Annotated in this window: 14 protein-coding genes; 9 read left to right on the plus strand and 5 right to left on the minus strand. The window is 60.2% G+C overall.

Going from position 1 to position 18,878, the window contains the following annotated elements; all coding sequences use genetic code 11:
• Nucleotides 1-148: 148 nt before the first annotated feature.
• Entirely contained in the window at nucleotides 149-1,255 is a 1,107-nt protein-coding gene (locus DES53_RS32185; protein ID WP_113962456.1) for a M23 family metallopeptidase, read from the minus strand.
• A gap of 137 nt (nucleotides 1,256-1,392) precedes the next feature.
• Nucleotides 1,393-2,121, minus strand: coding sequence for a hypothetical protein (locus tag DES53_RS32190; RefSeq protein ID WP_113962457.1), 729 nt, complete (start codon nucleotides 2,119-2,121; stop codon nucleotides 1,393-1,395).
• 146 nt (nucleotides 2,122-2,267) lie between these two features.
• Here DES53_RS32190 and DES53_RS32195 point away from each other — a divergent pair, with 146 nt between their 5' ends.
• The 3 genes from DES53_RS32195 (at nucleotide 2,268) to DES53_RS32205 (ending at nucleotide 7,591) form a co-directional block, all read left to right on the plus strand.
• Entirely contained in the window at nucleotides 2,268-4,640 is a 2,373-nt protein-coding gene (locus tag DES53_RS32195) for an alpha/beta hydrolase (protein WP_170157587.1), read from the plus strand.
• Between the two features lie 163 nt (nucleotides 4,641-4,803).
• On the plus strand, nucleotides 4,804-6,219 hold the full coding sequence (locus DES53_RS32200) for an ATP-binding protein (RefSeq protein ID WP_113962459.1): 1,416 nt from the start codon (nucleotides 4,804-4,806) through the stop codon (nucleotides 6,217-6,219).
• Between the two features lie 76 nt (nucleotides 6,220-6,295).
• Entirely contained in the window at nucleotides 6,296-7,591 is a 1,296-nt protein-coding gene (locus DES53_RS32205; RefSeq protein ID WP_170157588.1) for a tetratricopeptide repeat protein, read from the plus strand.
• A gap of 75 nt (nucleotides 7,592-7,666) precedes the next feature.
• Here the strand turns inward: DES53_RS32205 and DES53_RS32210 are convergent, their stop codons facing one another.
• Nucleotides 7,667-8,923, minus strand: coding sequence for a cyclic nucleotide-binding domain-containing protein (locus DES53_RS32210; RefSeq protein ID WP_170157589.1), 1,257 nt, complete (start codon nucleotides 8,921-8,923; stop codon nucleotides 7,667-7,669).
• A gap of 145 nt (nucleotides 8,924-9,068) precedes the next feature.
• On the opposite strand from DES53_RS32210, the gene DES53_RS32215 reads away from it, so the two are divergent.
• The 3 genes from DES53_RS32215 to DES53_RS32225 all read left to right on the plus strand — a co-directional run bounded on the left by DES53_RS32215 (nucleotide 9,069) and on the right by DES53_RS32225 (nucleotide 11,960).
• A complete protein-coding gene (locus DES53_RS32215; protein WP_113962462.1) occupies nucleotides 9,069-10,244 on the plus strand; it encodes an SGNH/GDSL hydrolase family protein in 1,176 nt (391 codons plus the stop codon).
• Between the two features lie 36 nt (nucleotides 10,245-10,280).
• The gene (locus DES53_RS32220) at nucleotides 10,281-10,547 is read left to right on the plus strand and encodes a hypothetical protein (RefSeq protein ID WP_113962463.1); all 267 of its coding nucleotides are present in this window, start codon (nucleotides 10,281-10,283) and stop codon (nucleotides 10,545-10,547) included.
• 177 nt (nucleotides 10,548-10,724) lie between these two features.
• The gene (locus DES53_RS32225) at nucleotides 10,725-11,960 is read left to right on the plus strand and encodes a class I SAM-dependent rRNA methyltransferase (protein WP_245958317.1); all 1,236 of its coding nucleotides are present in this window, start codon (nucleotides 10,725-10,727) and stop codon (nucleotides 11,958-11,960) included.
• Nucleotides 11,961-11,972: 12 nt separating this feature from the next.
• Here DES53_RS32225 and DES53_RS32230 read toward each other — a convergent pair whose 3' ends face one another.
• Both DES53_RS32230 and DES53_RS32235 read right to left on the minus strand, forming a co-directional pair.
• On the minus strand, nucleotides 11,973-12,590 hold the full coding sequence (locus DES53_RS32230) for a tetratricopeptide repeat protein (protein ID WP_113962464.1): 618 nt from the start codon (nucleotides 12,588-12,590) through the stop codon (nucleotides 11,973-11,975).
• A gap of 9 nt (nucleotides 12,591-12,599) precedes the next feature.
• Complete coding sequence (locus tag DES53_RS32235; protein WP_113962465.1) at nucleotides 12,600-13,817, minus strand: FG-GAP and VCBS repeat-containing protein; 1,218 nt, start codon at nucleotides 13,815-13,817, stop codon at nucleotides 12,600-12,602.
• Nucleotides 13,818-13,951: 134 nt separating this feature from the next.
• On the opposite strand from DES53_RS32235, the gene DES53_RS32240 reads away from it, so the two are divergent.
• The 3 genes from DES53_RS32240 (at nucleotide 13,952) to DES53_RS32250 (ending at nucleotide 18,489) form a co-directional block, all read left to right on the plus strand.
• A complete protein-coding gene (locus DES53_RS32240; RefSeq protein ID WP_113962466.1) occupies nucleotides 13,952-15,469 on the plus strand; it encodes a sulfatase family protein in 1,518 nt (505 codons plus the stop codon).
• 64 nt (nucleotides 15,470-15,533) lie between these two features.
• Nucleotides 15,534-17,297 (plus strand): hypothetical protein, encoded by a 1,764-nt coding sequence (locus tag DES53_RS32245; RefSeq protein ID WP_113962467.1) that lies wholly within the window; start codon nucleotides 15,534-15,536, stop codon nucleotides 17,295-17,297.
• Nucleotides 17,298-17,352: 55 nt separating this feature from the next.
• Nucleotides 17,353-18,489 carry an alpha/beta hydrolase family protein gene (locus tag DES53_RS32250; protein ID WP_113962468.1) on the plus strand — a complete coding sequence of 379 codons (1,137 nt, stop codon included), beginning with the start codon at nucleotides 17,353-17,355 and terminating at the stop codon, nucleotides 18,487-18,489.
• Nucleotides 18,490-18,878: the final 389 nt, after the last annotated feature.

The following is an 18,878-nucleotide window of genomic DNA, read 5'->3' on the forward strand; positions in this document are numbered from 1 at the left end:
CACGTATCCATGAGCGCTCCTCCCGCAATGGTCACTTCGAGTTTAAGCTCATACCATGGTAAAATACCCCGCATTTTCCTTCATGGCATTGGGCTGAAGCCGAAGCTACTTTGAGAGCACCCCCTGGCCTGCGCTTTCGCGCACTCACTCACTTCTTTTTCTTCACCGCTGGCTTCTCCGGCAACGGCGGAGGCGCTACGAAGTCGCCGGTGATCAATTCCATCAAACGCGCGCCACTCGCCGTCAGCGCTCCCGTATTCCCGCTGCCGGAGACGTAGCCGCGGCAGTGGTAGGCATGGGGCAGACCTACGTCACGCACCCAGGTCACGGTGGGGCGATTCACGGTCACGGAGCTCGGCTTCACGCGCATGGGCAGGCCGGATTCGTTCAGGGTGAATTCCCATGAGGGCGAACTTTGCGCCAGCCCTTCGCCGAGCCAGGGGTACATTTTCACGAGCTCCAGTTCACCTTTGCGCGGTGTCACTATCTTGAAGCCTTCCGGACTCGACTTCACGAAATCGGCCACGGTCAGCGCAGGATTCTTGCGATGCTCCAGGTAGAGTCCGGCGATGTTCATGCCGGAGAGGTTCAGTCCGTTGTACACGCCATGGTGATTCGGACTGGGGCGGAAGTTCTTCGAATGCCAGTCCTCAAAGCGGCTGCTGAGGAACATGTTCAACTCCACGTGCACATGCGAGCGGCGGCGATCGATGCCTGCGCCCGTGTGTCCCATCACGGCAATCGCACTGCCCGGCTCCACCTTCGCTCCCACTGTCACCAGGCAACTGCTGAGGTGCGCATACAGCGAATAGAATGGCCCCTGCCCCCAGTCGTGACGGATGACAATGTAGCGCCCGTAGTTGCTCGCGCCGGGTGCATCCGACACGTGCACCACCTCGCCGTGGGAGATGCTGTAGATCTTGTCAATGGGCTCACCCGCGGCATCGCGCTTCACCGGGGCGATGTCGATCCCCTCATGGAAGGCCATCTGCACCACCTGCGGGCCGAAGCGCACCGGTCCGCGCACAAAACCAAATTGCCCGCCCTCCCACGGAGTGGATTGCTCTTTCTCGAAGTTCCGATCCACGAACATGTAGAACCCCGGTCCGTCGTTGCGGAAGAGCGCGTCATTGTCCGTCGGGAGCTGCAGGGTCATCCGGCCGGGAGTCGCAGGCGCGGACAACGGGGCGGAAGCGGGGCCTTGGCTCATGAGGGGAGCCGCGAGCAGCAGGAGAGAGAGGCAGGGGAGACGCATGAGGGTCAGCAAGGGCAATGCATTGGAGAACGTGGCGCAGAGGGCCGACTGGCAGCGGAAATGATGCCGGACCGCAACGTATCGATGCGGTCCGTGTTTTTGGCCGTCATTGCGTGAGCGCCGCTACCGTCCCGTGCCTAGCGTGGCAGAGCCGGTGGAGGAGCTGGAGGCGCAGGCTGGGAGGGCACCGAGGCATCTGCGGGGGCTCCGGGAGGAGCTCCGCCTTCCACTGGCAGCTGTGGACTCACGTTTCCGGCGGGCAGGCTCGGAATTTCCGGCTCCACTGGCTTGCCAGACTTGCGTGCCTTTTCTGCCTCTTTTTCAAGGCGGTCAGCTTCCTGCTTCGCCCGCTTGCGCTCCTTGCGAGTGGAGGGGACAAACTCCATGTCCTTCGACATGCTCGGAGGGCCGCCAGCCTTGATGCGGCGGATTTTCTTATCCATTTCAGCAACGATCTCTTCGGGGATGCCCTGCCAGATGGTGAAGATGCCGTCAGACACCGGTCGTGTGATCTGGGAATAGTCCACCGGCTTGCCATTCACCATGGCCAGAAGGAACTCTCCCTGGCGTGTGCGAGTGGCGATCTCCAGATTGCCTTTTCCGCGCACTTCGAGTTGCAGCGCCACACCCATGCCGTTGCCGTTGTCCGCGGGGAAGGGGTGGAATGCGACGACGTTCTCCTGGGAAAACTCCGGCAGGATTTTGAAGAGCATCTGCTTTCCCCCGATGTTGATCGGGAACATGGTCTGGGGCACATCCATCTCTTCCGCTTGGGCATGGATGGTGATGGTGTATTTCGGCTTCTTGCTCATGCCCATGAAAAACGGGGCCAGGGCAAGCAGGAGAAGAGGGGCTAGGCGGCGCATGAGAAGATTGAAATGGGGGAGTGGCGATTTTGCAAGGAGGGAGAATGGGGGGATTTGGCGTACTTATCTCGCGAGCTGTCCTACGATTCTCGCCCACGGGGAGGCCATGCTTGACCTGCCTGTGGCAAACTGATTCGCTTTGCTCCATGCGCCCGCTCACGCTTCTCCTCGCTCTCGCGGTGGCTGCCGGTCCCGCCACCCGCATCGCCGCCCAGCAACAAACGCCGCAGAAAAAAGAAGCTGCCGCACCGCAGGCCCAGCCACCACTTACGGGCACCGCAGCGTTGGATCCCGCCACGGGGGATGAGCGCTCTGTGGCCCTTGTAGCGGGCATCGACCGTGCGGTGATGCGCGAAATCCAGGAGGCAGCGACCAAACGCGAGGCTCTCTGGCAGCGGGACCTCTCCTCACCCGAGGCCTATGACAAATCCGTGGAGCCGAATCGCCAGCGTCTGCGCAAGATTCTGGGCGTGCTGGAGGAGGACAAGCGCAAGCCCCTGAGCGGCCTTGAGTATGTGGCCACCACGGACCGTGGTTCACAGGTCGCGGAGGCGCAGGGGTATGTGGTGCATGTCGTTCGCTGGCCCGTGCTACAGGGCGTGAATGGCGAGGGCATTCTCATCAAGCAGCGTGGGGAGCCAAAGGCGCGCGTCGTCCTGCTGCCGGATGCAGGACAGACTCCGGAGGAAGTCGCTGGCTTGATCAAGGGACAGGAAGCGCTGGGCCAGTGCGCGCATGAGTTGGCGCTGGCCGGCTGTGATGTGGTGATTCCTGCTCTCATCAATCGTGAAACCGAGTTCTCGGGGAATGACGCTATCGGTATCAAGGCGGAGCTGCCACACCGGGAGTACATTTACAGACAGGCCTTTGAGATGGGCCGCCACGTGCTGGGATATGAATTGCAGAAAGTCCTCTCCCTGGTGGAGTGGATGAGCGGCCGCGGCAATACGCCCGTGGCCGTCGTGGGTTACGGGGAAGGGGGACTGCTGGCACTCTACGCAGGAGCACTTGATACCCGCGTGGATGCCACGGTGGTATGCGGTGCGTTTGAGAATCGCGACGACGCCTGGACCCAGCCCATCTACCGAAATGTGCAAGGGCTGCTGCGCGAGTTTGGCGATGCGGAGATCGCCTCTCTGGTGCTGCCGCGCCAGCTCATCATCGCGTATGGTTCGTATCCGGAAGTGCCCACTGTCACCGGCACCAAGGTGGCTCCGGGAGGCCTGGTCACTCCATCCACGAAAGAAGTGCGTGGCGAAGTGGACCGGGCTCGCAAGCTTACGCAGGGCAAGTTTGACCGGAGCCTGCGCTTCGTGGTGGCTGAAGAGGAGGCTGAGGGGAAGGATACACCCTATCCTACCATCGCCACCGGTTGGCTGCTGAAGACGCTGAAGTTGACCGCCAAAGGTGAGCCCTCGCCGCTGCGATTCAGCCGCCACCCTCTTCCCGAGGACAAGGAACGCCAGGAGCGTCAGGTGCGCGAGATGGAGCGCTACACCCAGCGGCTGCTGCAAGTGTGCGAGGACGAGCGCACAGCCACCTTCTGGAGGAAGCTGCCTCTCACTCCCATGGAGAAGTACCAGGAAGCAGCGAAACCTCATCGCGAGCACTTCTGGAATGACGTCATCGGACGCAATCCAGACCCCTCAGTCCCGGCGAACGCACGCTCCCGATTCCTGTATGCGAATGAGAAATTCACCGCGTATGAAGTGATGCTTGAAGTCTGGCCTGAGGTGCAGGCCTGGGGGTATCTCCTTGTGCCAAAAGGCATCAAGAAAGGCGAGAAACGTCCCGTGGTGGTCTGCCAGCACGGACTCGAAGGATTGCCCGAGGATGTGGTGAATGAGGACCAGAACAGCAAAGCGTGGAAACCGTACAAGGGCTTTGCGGCCAATCTCGCGAGGCAGGGATACATCACCTTCTCCCCGCACAACTTTTACCGGGGGCAGGACAACTTCCGTGTGGTCCAGCGCAAGCTGAACCTCATGGGCAAGACGCTCTTCACCGTGATCATTGGTCAGCACCAGCGCATTTTGGAGTGGCTTGCCACCCAACCGAATGTGGATGCTTCACGCATCGCCTTCTACGGTCTCAGCTATGGGGGTAAAAGTGCCATGCGCATTCCTGCCGCACTGGACGGGTATTGTCTCTCCATCTGTTCTGGAGATTTCAACGAATGGATTCGCAAGAACATCACCACGGATCACCGCGCGAGCTACCTCTTCAATCGTGAGTACGAGATCTTCGAGTGGAACCTTGGCCGCACCTTCAACTATGCCGAAATGGCCGCCCTCATCGCTCCGCGTCCTTTCATGGTGGAGCGAGGTCATGATGACGGCGTGGCCATTGATGAATGGGTCGCGTGGGAATACGCCAAGGTGCAACGCCACTACGTGAAACTCGGCATCGCCGACAAGGCCGAGATTGAGTATTTCAATGGACCGCATTGCATCAACGGCGTGGGTACCTACGCCTTCCTGCGCAAGCACCTGAAATGGCCGGCGAATGGGAAGAAGTAAGCGGACAGAATACGTTTGCGATGGTTGAGCGATAGCTGAGCCATGGTTGAGCATGGTTTCGAGTTCGATTGCTCAACGATCGCTTAACCACGGCTCAGCCATGGCAAACCAGTCTCTCCTTTTTCCACTTGCCAAACACCGCGCATTCTCTTGCAGTTGAGCCATGTCTACCCCCCTGGACTCCCTGAAACTCGCGCTGCAGCATTCGCCTGACAACGTGCCTCTCCTGCTGCTCTACGCCAAGACCTGTGTGGAAGAGTTGCAACTCGGTGAGGCCCGCGAATCCTTTCTCAGAGTCGTGCGACTTGAGCCTGCCAATGGTGAAGCGCGTCTCGGCGTGGCCCACGTCGTCCATCTCGAAGGCAGGGGCTCCGAGGCGGCTGTCCGTGCGGAGCAGCTCATCGAGGAACAACCGCAGTACGCGCCTGCTTATCTCTTTCTCAGCCGCATCCTTGCAGGTGAAGGTGAACACGCCCGGGCAAAAGTTCTCTATGCGAAGGCCCTGGAACTTGACCGTACCCTTGGCGATGCCTCGCTCGAAAAGGAATTGGCGGAAACCCGCAGTGAGCCCGGCCATGACACGCGTGGCCCCCGCGAGGCGGGTGTGGCCGCGGGTGGTGACTACCTTGAGGACATCGGTCGTGGTGACTACGATGGCGACGGTGATGACGGCCATCCGCGCGGTGGCGCTGCCTTCGACCTCGGCCTCGCCGATTTCGAAAAGCCCAAGCTCAAATTCGAAGACGTGGGTGGCATGGATGCGGTGAAGGAGGAGATCCGCATGAAGATCATCTACCCTCTGCAGCATGCGGAACTCTTCAAGGCCTACGATAAGAAGGTGGGTGGCGGTGTGCTGCTGTACGGACCTCCCGGCTGCGGCAAGACGCTGCTCAGCAAGGCCACTGCAGGGGAGATCAAGGCGAACTTCATTGCGCTCGGCCTGCATCAAATTCTCGACATGTGGATCGGCAACTCCGAGAAGAACATGCATGAGGTCTTTGAGCTGGCCCGGAAGAACGCACCCTGTGTGCTCTTCTTCGATGAAGTGGATGCCCTCGCTGCGGACCGCCGTGATCTGCGCCAGAGCGCTGGACGCAATCTCATCAATCAATTCCTCAGCGAAATGGATGGTGCTGATTCACAAAACGAAGGCGTGCTCATCCTTGGTGCGACAAACGCACCCTGGCACATCGACCCCGCTTTCCGCCGTCCGGGCCGCTTCGACCGTACCTTGTTTGTGCCGCCGCCCGATGAGCCTGCGCGTGCTTCCGTCATCGACGTGATGGCGAAGAAGAAACCCATCAGTGAACTGGATGCGAAGGCGCTCGCGAAGAAGACCGAGGGCTTCAGTGGTGCCGATCTGAAAGCCGTCTTCGATCTCGCCACCGAGCAGGTGCTGAGCGACGCCATGAAGACCGGCAAGGTCATCCCGCTCACCACCAAGGATCTCATCAAAGCCTCAGGTCGTCACAAACCCACGACACGTGCCTGGTTTGAGAGCGCGAAGAACTACGCGCTCTATGCGAATCAGGGTGGATTCTACGATGATGTGCTGAAGCATTTGGGTTTGCTGAAGTAAGGAAGAAGCATTTCCGGGTTGAGTGGAATCGATGGTGCAAGTGTCCCATCGCCTGCTATCAACACGTATCCTTGAAATGACTCCCGGCACTGACAGCCATCCCTCCGCGCAGGCTTGCTTTGAGCGTGGCCAGCTGCTGCGCAGGCAGCAGCGTCATGAGGATGCCGCTCGCATGTTCCAGCAGGCGTTGCAGGTGGATCCGAATCACGCGCCCAGCTATGCGATGCTCGCATTCTGCTGGATGCGTGAGGACGGAAGGAAGATGCAGGCCGTGGAAGCCGCCCGCCGAGCCGTGGCCCTGGAGCCCGAAGACGCTTTCATGCGCGGAGTACTGGCCCTTGCCATCGCGAGCAGCGCGAAGGAAGGTCAGGACTCCGTGCTGCAGCAGGCCCGCCTTGTCGCTACAGAGGCGGTGCAACTCGATGCGGACAGCGACTTCGCATACACGGTGGAAGCGCAAATCTACCTGCGCCTGCACAAGTATCCCGAAGCAGAGGCCTCAGCACGCCGGGCGCTCGCCATCGATACCGAGAACACCACCGCTACGGAGGTGCTTTCCGCCGCACTGCTCATGCAGCACAAGGATGAGGACAATGAACACCTCGTCCGCTACCAGCTCGAGAACAATCCCGAGGACGACAGCAGCCACACCAGCGCCGGCTGGCGGTCGCTGATGAAGGGTGAACATCGCGAGGCCAACAAGCATTTCCTTGAGGCGCTTCGTCTCAATCCCATGAATGAAGGTGCGCGTCTCGGCCTTGTGGAGTCCTACCGGGCGCGGTCGTGGGTGTATGCAGGGTTCATCCGGGTTTGCCACGCGATGAATCGCTTCAGCCCCGGCACACGGCAGGCAATCTTCATCGGTGGATTCATCGGGTATCAGACGCTCTACCATTCCCTCGCGCGCACTGCTCCGCTGCTGGCCTCAGTGCTCGTGGCGCTCTGGCTCACGCTTGCCCTGTGGTCGCATCTGGTGCGCGGGTTCAGCTCTTTTTTCATGCTGTTCGACAAGTTTGCGCGCCTCTCGTTGCGTCCTCTGGAAAAGGCGGAGGGTCTTGTCGTGGGTGGCAGCACTCTGGTGGCCCTGCTGGCACTTTTCACGAGCCTGATTCTGCCAGGCCTTTGGCAAAGTGCCGCGCTCGCGTTGTTCTTCAGTGCCCTGGTTTCTGCTGCGGCTTTCACCAATGATCACCATGTGGGAAAGCAGGTCTATGCCATTGCGGCCGGAGCAGCTGGGGTGGGTGCGTTGCTTGCTGTGCTTGGTGCTTTTGTGCCGGGGATGGTATTGGTGGGGACGCTTGGGTTTTCCCTGGCCGTCCTGATTGGCGTGGCGGTGAGCTGGCTGAGAAACCTCAACGTGCTGTACGCGTAGGGGACTGGCATATGCCCCTGGCTTGAGGGGCACAGTGTACCCAGGCGCTGCCGCCCGCACCACTTCTCCCCACCCTTACGCCCCCGGCGTGGGCCGGTGCACGTGCTGGATCGTCACCTGATTCGCCTCAATCAGCTCATCCGGGGTCAACATCGGTCGTTCCACGCGCGGCTTGGATTGCGTCGCGAGAACCTTGGCCAGTTTCGTGGATTCCTGCAGCGCTCCCTTGAGGCGTTCCGTTGTGTTCTTCAGGCGCAGGCCCAGCAGCACCGTGAGGTTGAAGAGCATCTGGATCGCAATGTCCGGATACGCCTTCATCGCACGACGGATGAAGTCCTGGGTGACCACCAGCATCTCCAGGTCTGTGATTGCCTGCACGGTCGCCGTGCGAGGTGTGCGTGCCACCAGGGAGATTTCACCGAAAACCTCGCCCGTGCTCGCGGTGCCGAGGAAGGCCTTGGAGCCATCGGGGGTTTCGATGATGAACCGCGCCATGCCATTGAGCATCAGAAACATCTCATGACCGGCCTCGCCCTCACGCAGCAGGGTGTCTCCAGCCTTGGCAGACATCACCGCGCCCTCGGAGACGAGTCGCTGGACTTGTTCCGGAATCAGACCTTGCAGCAGGGTCGTGGTGGGTGCTTCGAGAGCTTCGGCCCACTGTTTCAGGAATTCCTCGGGATCCAGGAACTGCATCTCAATGCACTCCCGCATGCCGGGAAAAGTGCGGGCAAACCACTCGGAATTCGCCGTTCCCGGCGTGAACTGGCGACAGGTGCGCAGGAAGGGGGAGCGCACCGCATTCAGGTGCTTCGCGTCATCCACCACCAGCAGCATGGGAGCCATGTAGCCCTGTTCCTCCACCAGGAAATTGTCCTTGTAGCGGATGAAGCCGAGGCGCTCATACACATTGATGAGCCGCGGACGGCAGTAGCAGAAGCTGAAGCGCAGGCCCTTCTTCCACACATCCTCATACACACGCAGCAGCAGACGGATGAGCACCGTGGTGCCACGATATTCCGGCAGCACCACGAGGCGATAGGTGAAGCCGAACTCCTCATCTGGAAATTCGGCAAACTTGTCCAGTGAGTACTTGGCGCGTGTCTTCGCGTCCAGACGGCTCGCGCCAAAGTGCTGGCGGCACGTGGCCACCATCTTCTCACCATCCATCACGTAGTAGATGGTCTCCGTCTCGTCCTCCGGGTCATGCAGGCGTTTGTTCGCGTCATCCACCTCTTCAGGTCTCCAGCCCAGCTCCTCCACATACGCCTGGTAGCGCAGGTGGTAGACCTCTTCCTTCTCCTCAGGCGTGGTGGCGATGCGAATTTCCATGGATGATGAACTGTATGTACGAGAGTACGCGGGAGTGACAGGAAAGGGCGAGACCATCGCGGAGTACCGGAGGAATGCAACCCGCACCACAAATGAGGCAATCCTCGTGCAAGCCGCGTGTCACTCTCCCCGTAACGTGAGGCGCATGAACCGCCGCCATTTCTTCTCCGCCTCCCTCGCCGCCACCACATTGCCCCTCGCCGCCCAGACGGCCACCAAGCCCGCTCCTGCCCTGAAGGCAGGTGCTCCAGACGCCACCAAGCTGGACCCGAACATGGCCCCGCAGAAGAAGGCGGAAATCCCCCTGAAGTGGCACAACCCGGAAACTTGGGGCGTGGAGGGGCGCTGCTGGCCGGATGAAGAGCGCAAGCGCTACTACGACCGCTTCCCCGGTAGCGCCGAGGGCAAGGTGACGCCTGCCGTGTGGAGCCTCAGCCGGAACAGCGCCGGCATGGTCGTGCGTTTCAAGAGCGATGCCACGGCCATCCACGTGCGGTACAAGCTCATGTCCCCCGGCCTCGCTCTGCCACACATGCCCGCCACAGGCGTGAGCGGTGTGGACCTCTATGCGCGTGATGCGAAAGGGAAATGGCGCTGGGTGAATGTTTCCCGCCCGGCCGCGCAGGAATTCTCCGCGATGCTCATCAATGGCATCACCAAGGAGCCCCGCGAGTGGATGATGTATCTCCCGCTTTATAATGGCGTGGACAAACTGGAAATCGGCGTGAATGAAGGCGCATCCTTCGAGGGCGTGGCTCCCGCGCAAAAGGGGATGATTGTCTTCTACGGCACCTCCATCACCCACGGTGCCTGCGCCTCACGTCCTGGCATGTGCCACCCTGCCATTCTCGGTCGCCGGTTTGAGATGCCCGTGCTGAACCTCGGCTTCTCCGGCAATGGCAAGATGGACGCCGCGGTGGGCGATTTCCTCGTGCGCCTCGACCCTGCCGTGTACGTCATCGACTGCCTGCCGAACATGGATGCCAAGCTCGTCAGCGAGCGCGCCGTCCCCCTCGTGAAGCAGCTTCGTGAGAAGCGGCCGGATACGCCCATTGTGCTCGTGGAGGATCGCCGCAACACGAACTCGTGGATCCAGCTTTCCCGCAATGAACACCACACTGCAAATCACGCCGCACTGAAGAAGGCCTTCGACGAATTGAAGGGGCTTGGGGTGAAGAAACTCTTCTACGTGAATGGCGACAACCTCCTCGGCGAGGATGGCGATGGCGCTACCGATGGCTCGCACCCGAACGACCTCGGCTTCGTCCGCCAGGCGGATGTCATGGAGCCGGTGATTCGCGAGGCGCTGGCGGCGAAATGATGGCCTTTGAAGGCAAAGGCGTCCAATGTTCGAGTCATGCGAAACCTTGCCGACGCCTTGATTGAAGCCATTACCTACATCAGCATCGCACCGGGAGATGATGACCGGAGCCATGCTGATGTGCAGGCGCTGGAGTCGCTTGTGGCTACGCTGCGTGATAGTTCTCCAGAGGAACTTGAGGCGTTGCGTGCCGCACTGAATCGAGCAAGGGCTGCTGCAAAAGCATCAGGAGACCCCTCTCACGACCTGGAAGGCACTTTTCGGGCCATCGAGGAGAACATCTTGGAGACTGGGGACGAATGACCATGGGCGCGAACTTGGGATGAACTCGACCTCGCAAATGAATAGTTGAGCTATGGCTGAGCCGTTGAATCTCAAGCCATTGCTCAACCATAGCTCAGCAACCGCTCAACCACAGCAAACCTCATTCCCGTTGCTTCCCACCCCATCAGGGGGTATACACTCCACCCCCTAAATCCCGTGCAGCCTCCCCGTCGTTCCCCTTTCCGCCAACGTTCCGCACCTCCCGGCAGCGAGTCGTGGCAGACGCCGTGGGTGCAGATCAAGTACTTCACGTTCCACCCGAACGTCTTCCCGAACATGGTCGCCGACGCATCGCCCGATGCGCAGAAGGGCGACATCGTGGCGGTGTACGACCGCGAGGGGCAGCTCTTCGGCCACGGTTTCTACAACAAGGACGCGAAGGTGGCCCTGCGCATCTTCCAGCACAGCAGCGAGCCGCTGCCCGCGGATCACTTTGAGCAGGCCATCCGCCAGGCCGTGAGCCTGCGACTCGACTCCCTGCAACTGCAGGGTAAGACCGATGCCTTCCGCGTGATCAACTCGGACGGAGACGGCATCCCCGGCCTCATGGTGGACAAGTTCGGCGATGTGCTTGCGGTGGAAATCAGCACCCTCGCCGCGCAGCAACGCCTCGATACCTGGGTGCCTCTGCTGCACTCCCTGCTTGGCACGAAAGAGGTCGTGTATCACTTCGATGCCAACGCGGCTCGCGCAGAAATGCTCTCACCGCATTTCGTCGACGCGGAACTTGAGAAGAAGAGTGCCAAGATCGAGGCCACCCGCATCACGGAGAATGGCGTGCGCTTTCATGTGAATTTCGAAAGCGGTCACAAGACCGGCTTCTTCTGCGACCAGCGCGACAACCGCGCCCAACTCGCGAGCTGGGTGAAGGACGCCCGCGTGCTGGACATCTGCTGCTACACGGGCGGCTTTTCGGTGTCTGCCATGAAGGCTGGTGCGGCGGAAGTCACCGCCGTGGACCTCGATGAGAACGCCATTGCGGTGGCGAAGAAGAACGCCAATCTCAATCAGCAGCGCGTGAGCTTCGTGCATGCCGATGCTTTCTCCTGGATGCGCCAGATGCAGAAGAATGGCGATACTTGGGATGCCGTGGTGCTGGACCCCCCGAAGCTCGTGTTTTCACGAGAAAGCTTCGAAGAGGGCAAGGCCAAGTACCATGACATGAACAAGCTCGCGCTCAGCCTCGTGAAGCGCGGAGGACTCTTTCTCACCTGCTCCTGCTCCGGCCTCATGCCGGTGGAGATGTTTGAGGAGATCGTGGTTGGCGTCGCTCATCGCAGCGGTCGGGAATTGCAGATCCTCGACCGCCGTGGAGCGGGTGCGGATCATCCCATCATGTCCAACTGCCCCGAGAGCCGTTATTTGAAAACGCTCTGGGCGCGGGTGTGGTAGTCCCGAAAGGATTCACCTTTCTTGAACGGCTGGGGGTCGGACATAGGAGGCTGGTTCCAAACGGGCGTAGATCTCCTTGGATTTTTCAAGAATCTTATCTATAGAGCTCCCGGTGTATCCCAACCTCCGGGCCTCAGATGCGTGATGCTGCATGGCGGTCTCGTCCTTTTCCAGGGCTGCTACAATGGCCAAGTTTTGATGTGGGAACGGATAGAGGTGGTCCATTTTGAGCGCCTCCAGTAACTGTTCTTTCGCCGGCGAAAGGCGACCCATTTCCAAGTGGCAGACACCGAGGTTGTTCTTCACCATGGCGTCAGCGCTGACTGTGTACATGGAAGGAGAAAGCCAGATGAGCCATCCAATGGAGGGTGTCTTCTTGAGTCTGTTCAAAAACGATTCAAACAAGGGAATGGCTTCGTCCCACCGCTTTGCATCGGTATCGCGCTTTCCTCGAAGGAAATCACGCCACACATAGCCAACGATGCGCCCGGGAATGAGCAGGATCGCCGCTGCCACAACGGCCGCTGTGGTGGAAGGAATAACCTTGGCCGCCACGGCATAGAACCCGGCGAAAAATGCCGAGACCGCAATCAGCGCGTAGCACCCTTTGAGCAATGTGGTCCGGCTCATAAGACCGACTTACTTCGACTCGTTCCAGTAAATCTTCACATTCTTCGTCCGGCGTCCGGCAGCGATGATGTCCAGTTTCTTGTCGCCATTCAGATCTGCGAGCACGAGGTCTTCGCAGGCCATGGTGTTGTCATCCACCACATACGGAGTCCATGTCTTGCCCGTGGCATCGCTTGGGCTGTAGAGGCGGATGCCCACCTTCGCGAGCTTGTTGGCATTCGCGCGCCAGCCCACGACAATCTGATCGCGACCGAGGCCCAGCAAGTCTCCACACGCCAGCGCATGGCCATCCTGCAGGTCGTCGGTGAGGACATTGCGCTCCGGATTGGGATTGTTCGGCTTGGTGATGTCGATGGGGTACACCGTGAGATGCGTGCCGTGCATGGGCTCGATGCCGGTGACGAAGATGGTCTTGTTGTCGAGCTTGCCCAAGCGCACTTCACCGAAGCCGGGCAGGGGTTCTTTGTAGGTCAGGTGCTCCAGGCTGTGTACGGAGGCGATTTTGCCCTTCTCCCACAGTGCAGTGGTCAGGCCTTCGCGACCACCGATGACCATGGCTTCCTTCTTCCGGTCATCGAGGCGGCGGATGACGTCGAAGTTGTGGGTCATGTGCATGTCACTGCTGACCACCTCGGTCTTCCACGGGTCCTTGGGATTCTCCGGCATCTGGTAGGCCAGCACCTTCACCCCTTCGCCTTCGCCGTTCTTGTTGCCACGGCCATGCAGGGGCACCACCACGAGGTCGTACTTGTTGGGTTCACGCTTCACCCACTTCATGCGATGCACCGTGGGCTCATGATGCAGCTTCACCGGCTCCCACTTCTGCGTGCGGTCCGCTGGGGGAATGAGATAAAAGACCGCGCCGCTGTTCTCCGTGTCGCCGGGGTTCCATTCCGCGCCCACGGCGATCTCGCACTTGCCGTCGCCATTGATGTCGCGCGCGGCGATGCACACGTTGTCCTTCGGCGTCAGATTCTCCGCGATGACGTGCTTCTTCCACGTGGGGTTCTCGTACCAGACGACTTGTGTCTTATCCACGAGCAGGATGTCCGGCTTCCCATCCCCCTGCACGTCCGCGATGGCCAGGCCGTAGCCGATTTCGATCTGCGTATCGACATCCTGAGCGGTGAAGGCAGGGGAACGCGGTGCGGGCTTCTGCTCCTGGGCGCAGGCTTCGGCGATGATCACGAGGGACAGGAGCAGGCAAAGGTAGGACGTGCGGTGCATGGGAGGGAAGATTCTTGTAACAAAAGGTCACGGGAGCGGGAACGCCTTTCTTTGTGTAGAAGCGAAAAAATCAGCATCTAAAAAGAGCCTGACACCCGCAACATGCACGCTTCCCACCACGTTGCCGCAAGGACATGTCACGCTTTCTCCTCATCTCCGCCCTTCATCTCGCCGCCTCCGTCGTTTCCCTCGGCGCCGCCGAGCCTGCCCGCCCGAACATTGTGCTCATCTATGCGGATGACCTGGGCTACGGCGACATCAGTTGCCAGGGCGCTACACGGGTGAGTACGCCGAACATCGACCGCCTCGCGAAGGAAGGCCTGCGTTTCACGGACGGCCACTCCTCCTCCGCCACCTGCACCCCGTCACGCTTCTCCATGCTCACGGGCGAGTATGCCTTCCGGCAGAAGGGGACCGGTGTGTTGCCGGGGGATGCGGGCCTCATCATCAAGCCAGGCCGCACCACGCTGCCGTCCATCCTCCAGAAGGCGGGCTACAAGACCGGCGTGGTGGGCAAGTGGCACCTCGGCTTGGGCGAGGGGAATGTCGACTGGAACCAGGACGTGAAGCCCGGCCCGCTGGAGATTGGCTTCGACTCCAGCTACATCATGGCCGCCACCGGCGACCGCGTGCCGTGTGTGTATGTGAAGGATCACAAGGTCGTGGGCCTCGACCCCAGCGACCCCATCAAAGTCAGCTACAAGACGCCCTTCCCCGGCGAACCCACCGGCAAGGCGAATCCTGAGATGCTCAAGATGCACCCGAGCCACGGCCATGACATGGCGCTCATCAATGGTATCAGCCGCATCGGCTACATGACGGGCGGCAAATCCGCTCGTTGGGTGGACGAGGACTTTGCAGATGTGATCACGCGCGAGGCGGTATCGTTCATCGAGCAGAACAAAGCCCAGCCCTTCTTCCTCTTCTTCGCCACGCATGACATCCATGTGCCGCGCGTGCCGCACCCGCGCTTCGTGGGAAAGACGCCCATGGGTCCGCGTGGTGATGCCATCGCTCAGCTCGACTGGTCCGTGGGTGAAGTGCTTGCCACACTCGACCGCCTGAAGCTCGCGGAGAACACGCTCGTCATCTTCAGCAGCGACAACGGTCCCGTGGTGGATGACGGCTACAAGGATGACGCTGTCACGAAGCTAGGTGATCACAAACCCGCCGGCCCATGGCGCGGTGGCAAGTACTCTCGCTTCGAAGGCGCCACCCGCGTGCCCTTCATCGTGCGCTGGCCTACGAAGGTGAAGCCCGGCACCTCTGATGCACTCGTGTGCCAGGTGGACCTTTCCGCCAGCCTTGCTGCCTTGACCGGCCAGACCGTTGCCAAGGGTGATGCTCCAGACAGCCTCAACGTGCTTCCCGCGTTGCTGGGCGAGAGCAAGGAAGGCCGTGACCACCTCGTGGAGCATGCGGCGAGTCTCTCCCTGCGGAAGGGAACGTGGAAACTCATCACGCCTGCCCAGGGGCCCAAAGTGAGCAAGAACACCAACACGGAAACCGGCGCGGACCCGCAGGCACAGCTCTTCGATCTCGCCAAGGACCCCGGTGAGACAACGAATGTGGCGAGATCGCATCCGGACGTGGAGCTGGAGATGAAGGCGATGATTCAGAAGGTGGTCAGTGAGGGCACGCCGCGTCCATGAGTGTGTAAGGGCAAAGGGAAAACTTTTGCTCGCCTCACCTTCTTCAGACTGGCAGACTGTCGGCATGTCTGGCTGCCGACGTTTCTGTCAGTCTGGTATCAATATCCTCGCGGGACTGCTGCTGTTGCTCAGCGTGGCGCGCGCAGAGGTCGCACCGTGGGAGGCGTGGATTCCAGCCTCGGCTGCGGGCCACGACGTTGATGCCTTGCGCCAGAAATTCTCGCTGCTGAGCAAGGAGCAGCGTGTCGCAGCTGGGTTGCACTTGATTCAGAAATGGGGCCGCGAGGCGCGGAAGGAAGTTTTTGAGGTTTTGGAGTCCTCCGAGATTTCCGTCGAAGAGTGTTTTGCGCATTGGACCCGTCGCGACTTCGAGGCCGCTCTGGAGCGCGCGGAGCAGTGGGATGGATTTGGTGGAAACTACCTGCGTCAGGCGGTCTTTCGAGCGGTGGCCAAGAGTGATCCTGTCGAGGCGGCACGGCGCATGAGGGCGCGTCTCGATCCCATGAGCCGGACTTACTACTATTATGTCATGCTTCAGGGGTTGGTGCCGGAACTCGCGAACCAACCGGCACGTGTGATTCTCCAGGCACTGCACGAGATCCGGTCGGACCTGTGCTTCATGGATGAGTTTCGCTGGGGAGACGCTGTTTATGAACTGGCGGGCACGCGCTATCCTTGGAAACCCGCGAACCCGTCGCGTGATTGGGAGTATCTCATTTCCCAACCACCTTCCGTGGCGCGTGATCTCGTGTTGTCCCTGACGTTGCAGGTCTGGCTTCAACGGGATTTGGAAAAGGCCATCGCTCTGGACGTGCCACCTCTGTACGAGGACCTGGTGAAGTATCGATTGGATAACGCATTCCCAGATGATGTGCAGCGAGTCCCCGAACTGCTGCCGGTGGCGAATACGGAACTGATGCGAAGCTGGATCAGGCATGCGGAACGAAAGCATGTGGAGTGCGAGTGGCGCCAGTGGGCCTCACTCTCCGCCTACCTGCCGAAGCCCTCCGCACGCGAGCGGGCCCTTGATACCGTGATGCGTCTCTGGCTGGAGCGGGATGAAGTCGCCGCCCGTGCCTGGATGCAGGACCTTCCTTCCGGACCTGCTCGCGAAGTGGCAGAGGCCGCCTGTCTGGAAGCGGAGATAGGTCATGTGGTGAAGGAGGATTGGCATCGAGCGTTGAGCCTTGCCAAAGCCATGCCCGAAGGGACTCGCAGGCAGCGCTGCTTGAAGACGGTGTTTGCCGACGCCGCGAGTGAGAAGCTCGACTTCGTACAAAAGGAACTGGACGTGCTCGCTCTCCCCAAGCCCCAGCAGGCGCAGATGCGGGATGCGTGGCGCTTGAGCCGCCGTGATTACCTGCAACGGCTCAAGGTTGAAGATGGTCACGATCCCCTGGGTGCCTATGCCCTCATGCTCGACCTGGAAGATGCCGGCATGCGCAGGATATACGCGCTGGAGCATTTGGGTCCCCTGCAGAGCTCAAAAAGAAACGAGGACTTGCAGGCGCTCATCGAGAAGTCATCCCTGTCGCGGGAGGAGAAAGATGCCTGCTTGCTGCAACGAATCTATCTGGCCGTCGACGGCAGCCCCAATGGCCTCGATACGGCAGGGCGTCTGAAGCTGTCCATGGACATCACTGATGACGAAACAAGATTTGTGCATCAACGTGCCGTGATTCAGGAAATGGCCTACGAACATCCCGAGAAGGCGGAGGTGCTGGTGGAGAGCAGTGTCCTCAAGGAAGAGGATAAGCACCACTTGCGAAAGGAACTGCAACGCATGGCCAAATGGGAGCGCTGGAAGAAGCCTGACAATACCAAGTAGGCTCAGTCTCTGGCAAGCCATCGGTAGATGAAGCCGCAGTTCGCGTATTGATGGGATGCTTCAATTCAGGCATCACTCCCAGTCACTGCTCGCACTGCTATCTTTATCCGCCGTTTCGATATCTTTGTGCGCACAGGATCCCGGTCCGCCTCCACCATCCATCGCCAAATACTTCCAGCCGCCCGCAGAGTTCGCGGGGAAGCTCAGTTCGCATCGCTCGCCGCTGCTCTTCAAAGATGGTCGCGAAGTGAAGACCCCGGAGGACTGGGCGAAGAGACGCGTGGAGATCCGCGAGACATGGGAAGCTCTCATCGGCAAGTGGCCGGCGGTGATTGAGCATCCCAAGCTGGAAAAGCTGGAGACGAAGCAGCGGGAGAATTTCACCCAGCATCGCATCCGCCTTGAGATTGGGCCGGGACAAACGGGCATGGGTTATCTCTTGGTGCCGGAGGGCAAGGGCCCGTTCCCTGCGGTGTTCGTGCCGTACTATGATCCGGAAACGAGTGCCGGTCTCACAGACAAGCCGCTGCGAGACTTTGCTTATCAGCTCACCAAGCGCGGTTTTGTGAGTCTGTGCATCGGCTCACCCGGTGGGGATGCACGCAAACCGGTGCTGGGCGATGGCACCATCTGCCAGCCCTTGCACTACCTCGGCTACATCTGTGCAAATGCATGGCATGCCCTCGCGGACCTGCCGGAGGTGGACAGCAAACGCATCGGTGTGGTTGGCCATTCCTATGGAGGGAAGTGGTCCATGTTCGGCTCCTGCTGGTGGGACAAGTATGCGTGCGCCGTGTGGTCCGATGGTGGTGTGGTCTTCGATGAAGCGCGGCCGAGCGTGAACTATTGGGAGCCCTGGTACCTTGGCCTGGATGCGCAGATTGCGCGCAAGCCGGGGGTCATCACCAAGGACAGTCCCCGTACCGGTGTGTACAAGAAGCTGATGGAGCAGGGCATGGATTTGCAGGAACTGCACGCGCTGATGGCGCCGCGTCCGTTCCTCGTGTCAGGCGGCTCAGAAGATTTCCCCGCGCGATGGATGGCGCTCAATCACGCCATCGCTGTGAACAAACTCCTCGGTTATGAAAACCGCGTAGCCATGACAAACCGGCCCGAACATTCGCCGAATGAGGAATCAAACGCGCAGATCTATGCGTTCTTCGAGTGGTGGCTGAAGCCGGGAACGAAGTAGCGGCAGTAAGAACGTAGAAGGCTTCTCCAGAAGCCTTTTAGGGGCGGCGGAGCCATCCACCGAAATCAATCGTGCTCAGATAACCTATGCAACACGACGAAACGCTTTGCGTCTTGGAGTGCGGTGGCAAGCTTCAAGCGCGACACCGCTTTGAGCGGAGGAGGAAAGTGTCGCAAGAGCTATTGGTCACTCCAACATCCGCGGCTTCATTGAGATGAGCCTTTAGGGTGTTGGAGACCTTGAATGTACCACTGTGATCAGGAGGTTCCATTCAAAGCGGTGTCGCGCCTTAGCGCTTGCCACCGCGTCTCAAAAGTCAAAGGTAAAAAGATCTCTCCTTGCCCGAACCCGAAGGGAACAAAGGGCTTGGTGTCCCCTCTTTCCCATTG

It is taken from the genome of Roseimicrobium gellanilyticum (assembly GCF_003315205.1).
In the GTDB taxonomy this organism is placed as follows: Bacteria; Verrucomicrobiota; Verrucomicrobiia; order Verrucomicrobiales; family Verrucomicrobiaceae; genus Roseimicrobium; species Roseimicrobium gellanilyticum.

Excerpts from the sequence above, each read along its gene's own strand:
- DES53_RS32240 (WP_113962466.1), top strand. The coding sequence starts at position 13,952 with ATGTCACGCTTTCTCCTCATCTCCGCCCTTCATCTCGCCGCCTCCGTC.
- DES53_RS32250 (WP_113962468.1), top strand. The coding sequence starts at position 17,353 with ATGCTTCAATTCAGGCATCACTCCCAGTCACTGCTCGCACTGCTATCT.
- DES53_RS32185 (WP_113962456.1), bottom strand. The coding sequence starts at position 1,255 with ATGCGTCTCCCCTGCCTCTCTCTCCTGCTGCTCGCGGCTCCCCTCATG.
- DES53_RS32235 (WP_113962465.1), bottom strand. The coding sequence starts at position 13,817 with ATGCACCGCACGTCCTACCTTTGCCTGCTCCTGTCCCTCGTGATCATC.
- DES53_RS32200 (WP_113962459.1), top strand. The coding sequence starts at position 4,804 with ATGTCTACCCCCCTGGACTCCCTGAAACTCGCGCTGCAGCATTCGCCT.
- DES53_RS32220 (WP_113962463.1), top strand. The coding sequence starts at position 10,281 with ATGCGAAACCTTGCCGACGCCTTGATTGAAGCCATTACCTACATCAGC.
- DES53_RS32210 (WP_170157589.1), bottom strand. The coding sequence starts at position 8,923 with ATGGAAATTCGCATCGCCACCACGCCTGAGGAGAAGGAAGAGGTCTAC.
- DES53_RS32230 (WP_113962464.1), bottom strand. The coding sequence starts at position 12,590 with ATGAGCCGGACCACATTGCTCAAAGGGTGCTACGCGCTGATTGCGGTC.
- DES53_RS32245 (WP_113962467.1), top strand. The coding sequence starts at position 15,534 with ATGTCTGGCTGCCGACGTTTCTGTCAGTCTGGTATCAATATCCTCGCG.
- DES53_RS32190 (WP_113962457.1), bottom strand. The coding sequence starts at position 2,121 with ATGCGCCGCCTAGCCCCTCTTCTCCTGCTTGCCCTGGCCCCGTTTTTC.
- DES53_RS32195 (WP_170157587.1), top strand. The coding sequence starts at position 2,268 with ATGCGCCCGCTCACGCTTCTCCTCGCTCTCGCGGTGGCTGCCGGTCCC.
- DES53_RS32215 (WP_113962462.1), top strand. The coding sequence starts at position 9,069 with ATGAACCGCCGCCATTTCTTCTCCGCCTCCCTCGCCGCCACCACATTG.
- DES53_RS32205 (WP_170157588.1), top strand. The coding sequence starts at position 6,296 with ATGACTCCCGGCACTGACAGCCATCCCTCCGCGCAGGCTTGCTTTGAG.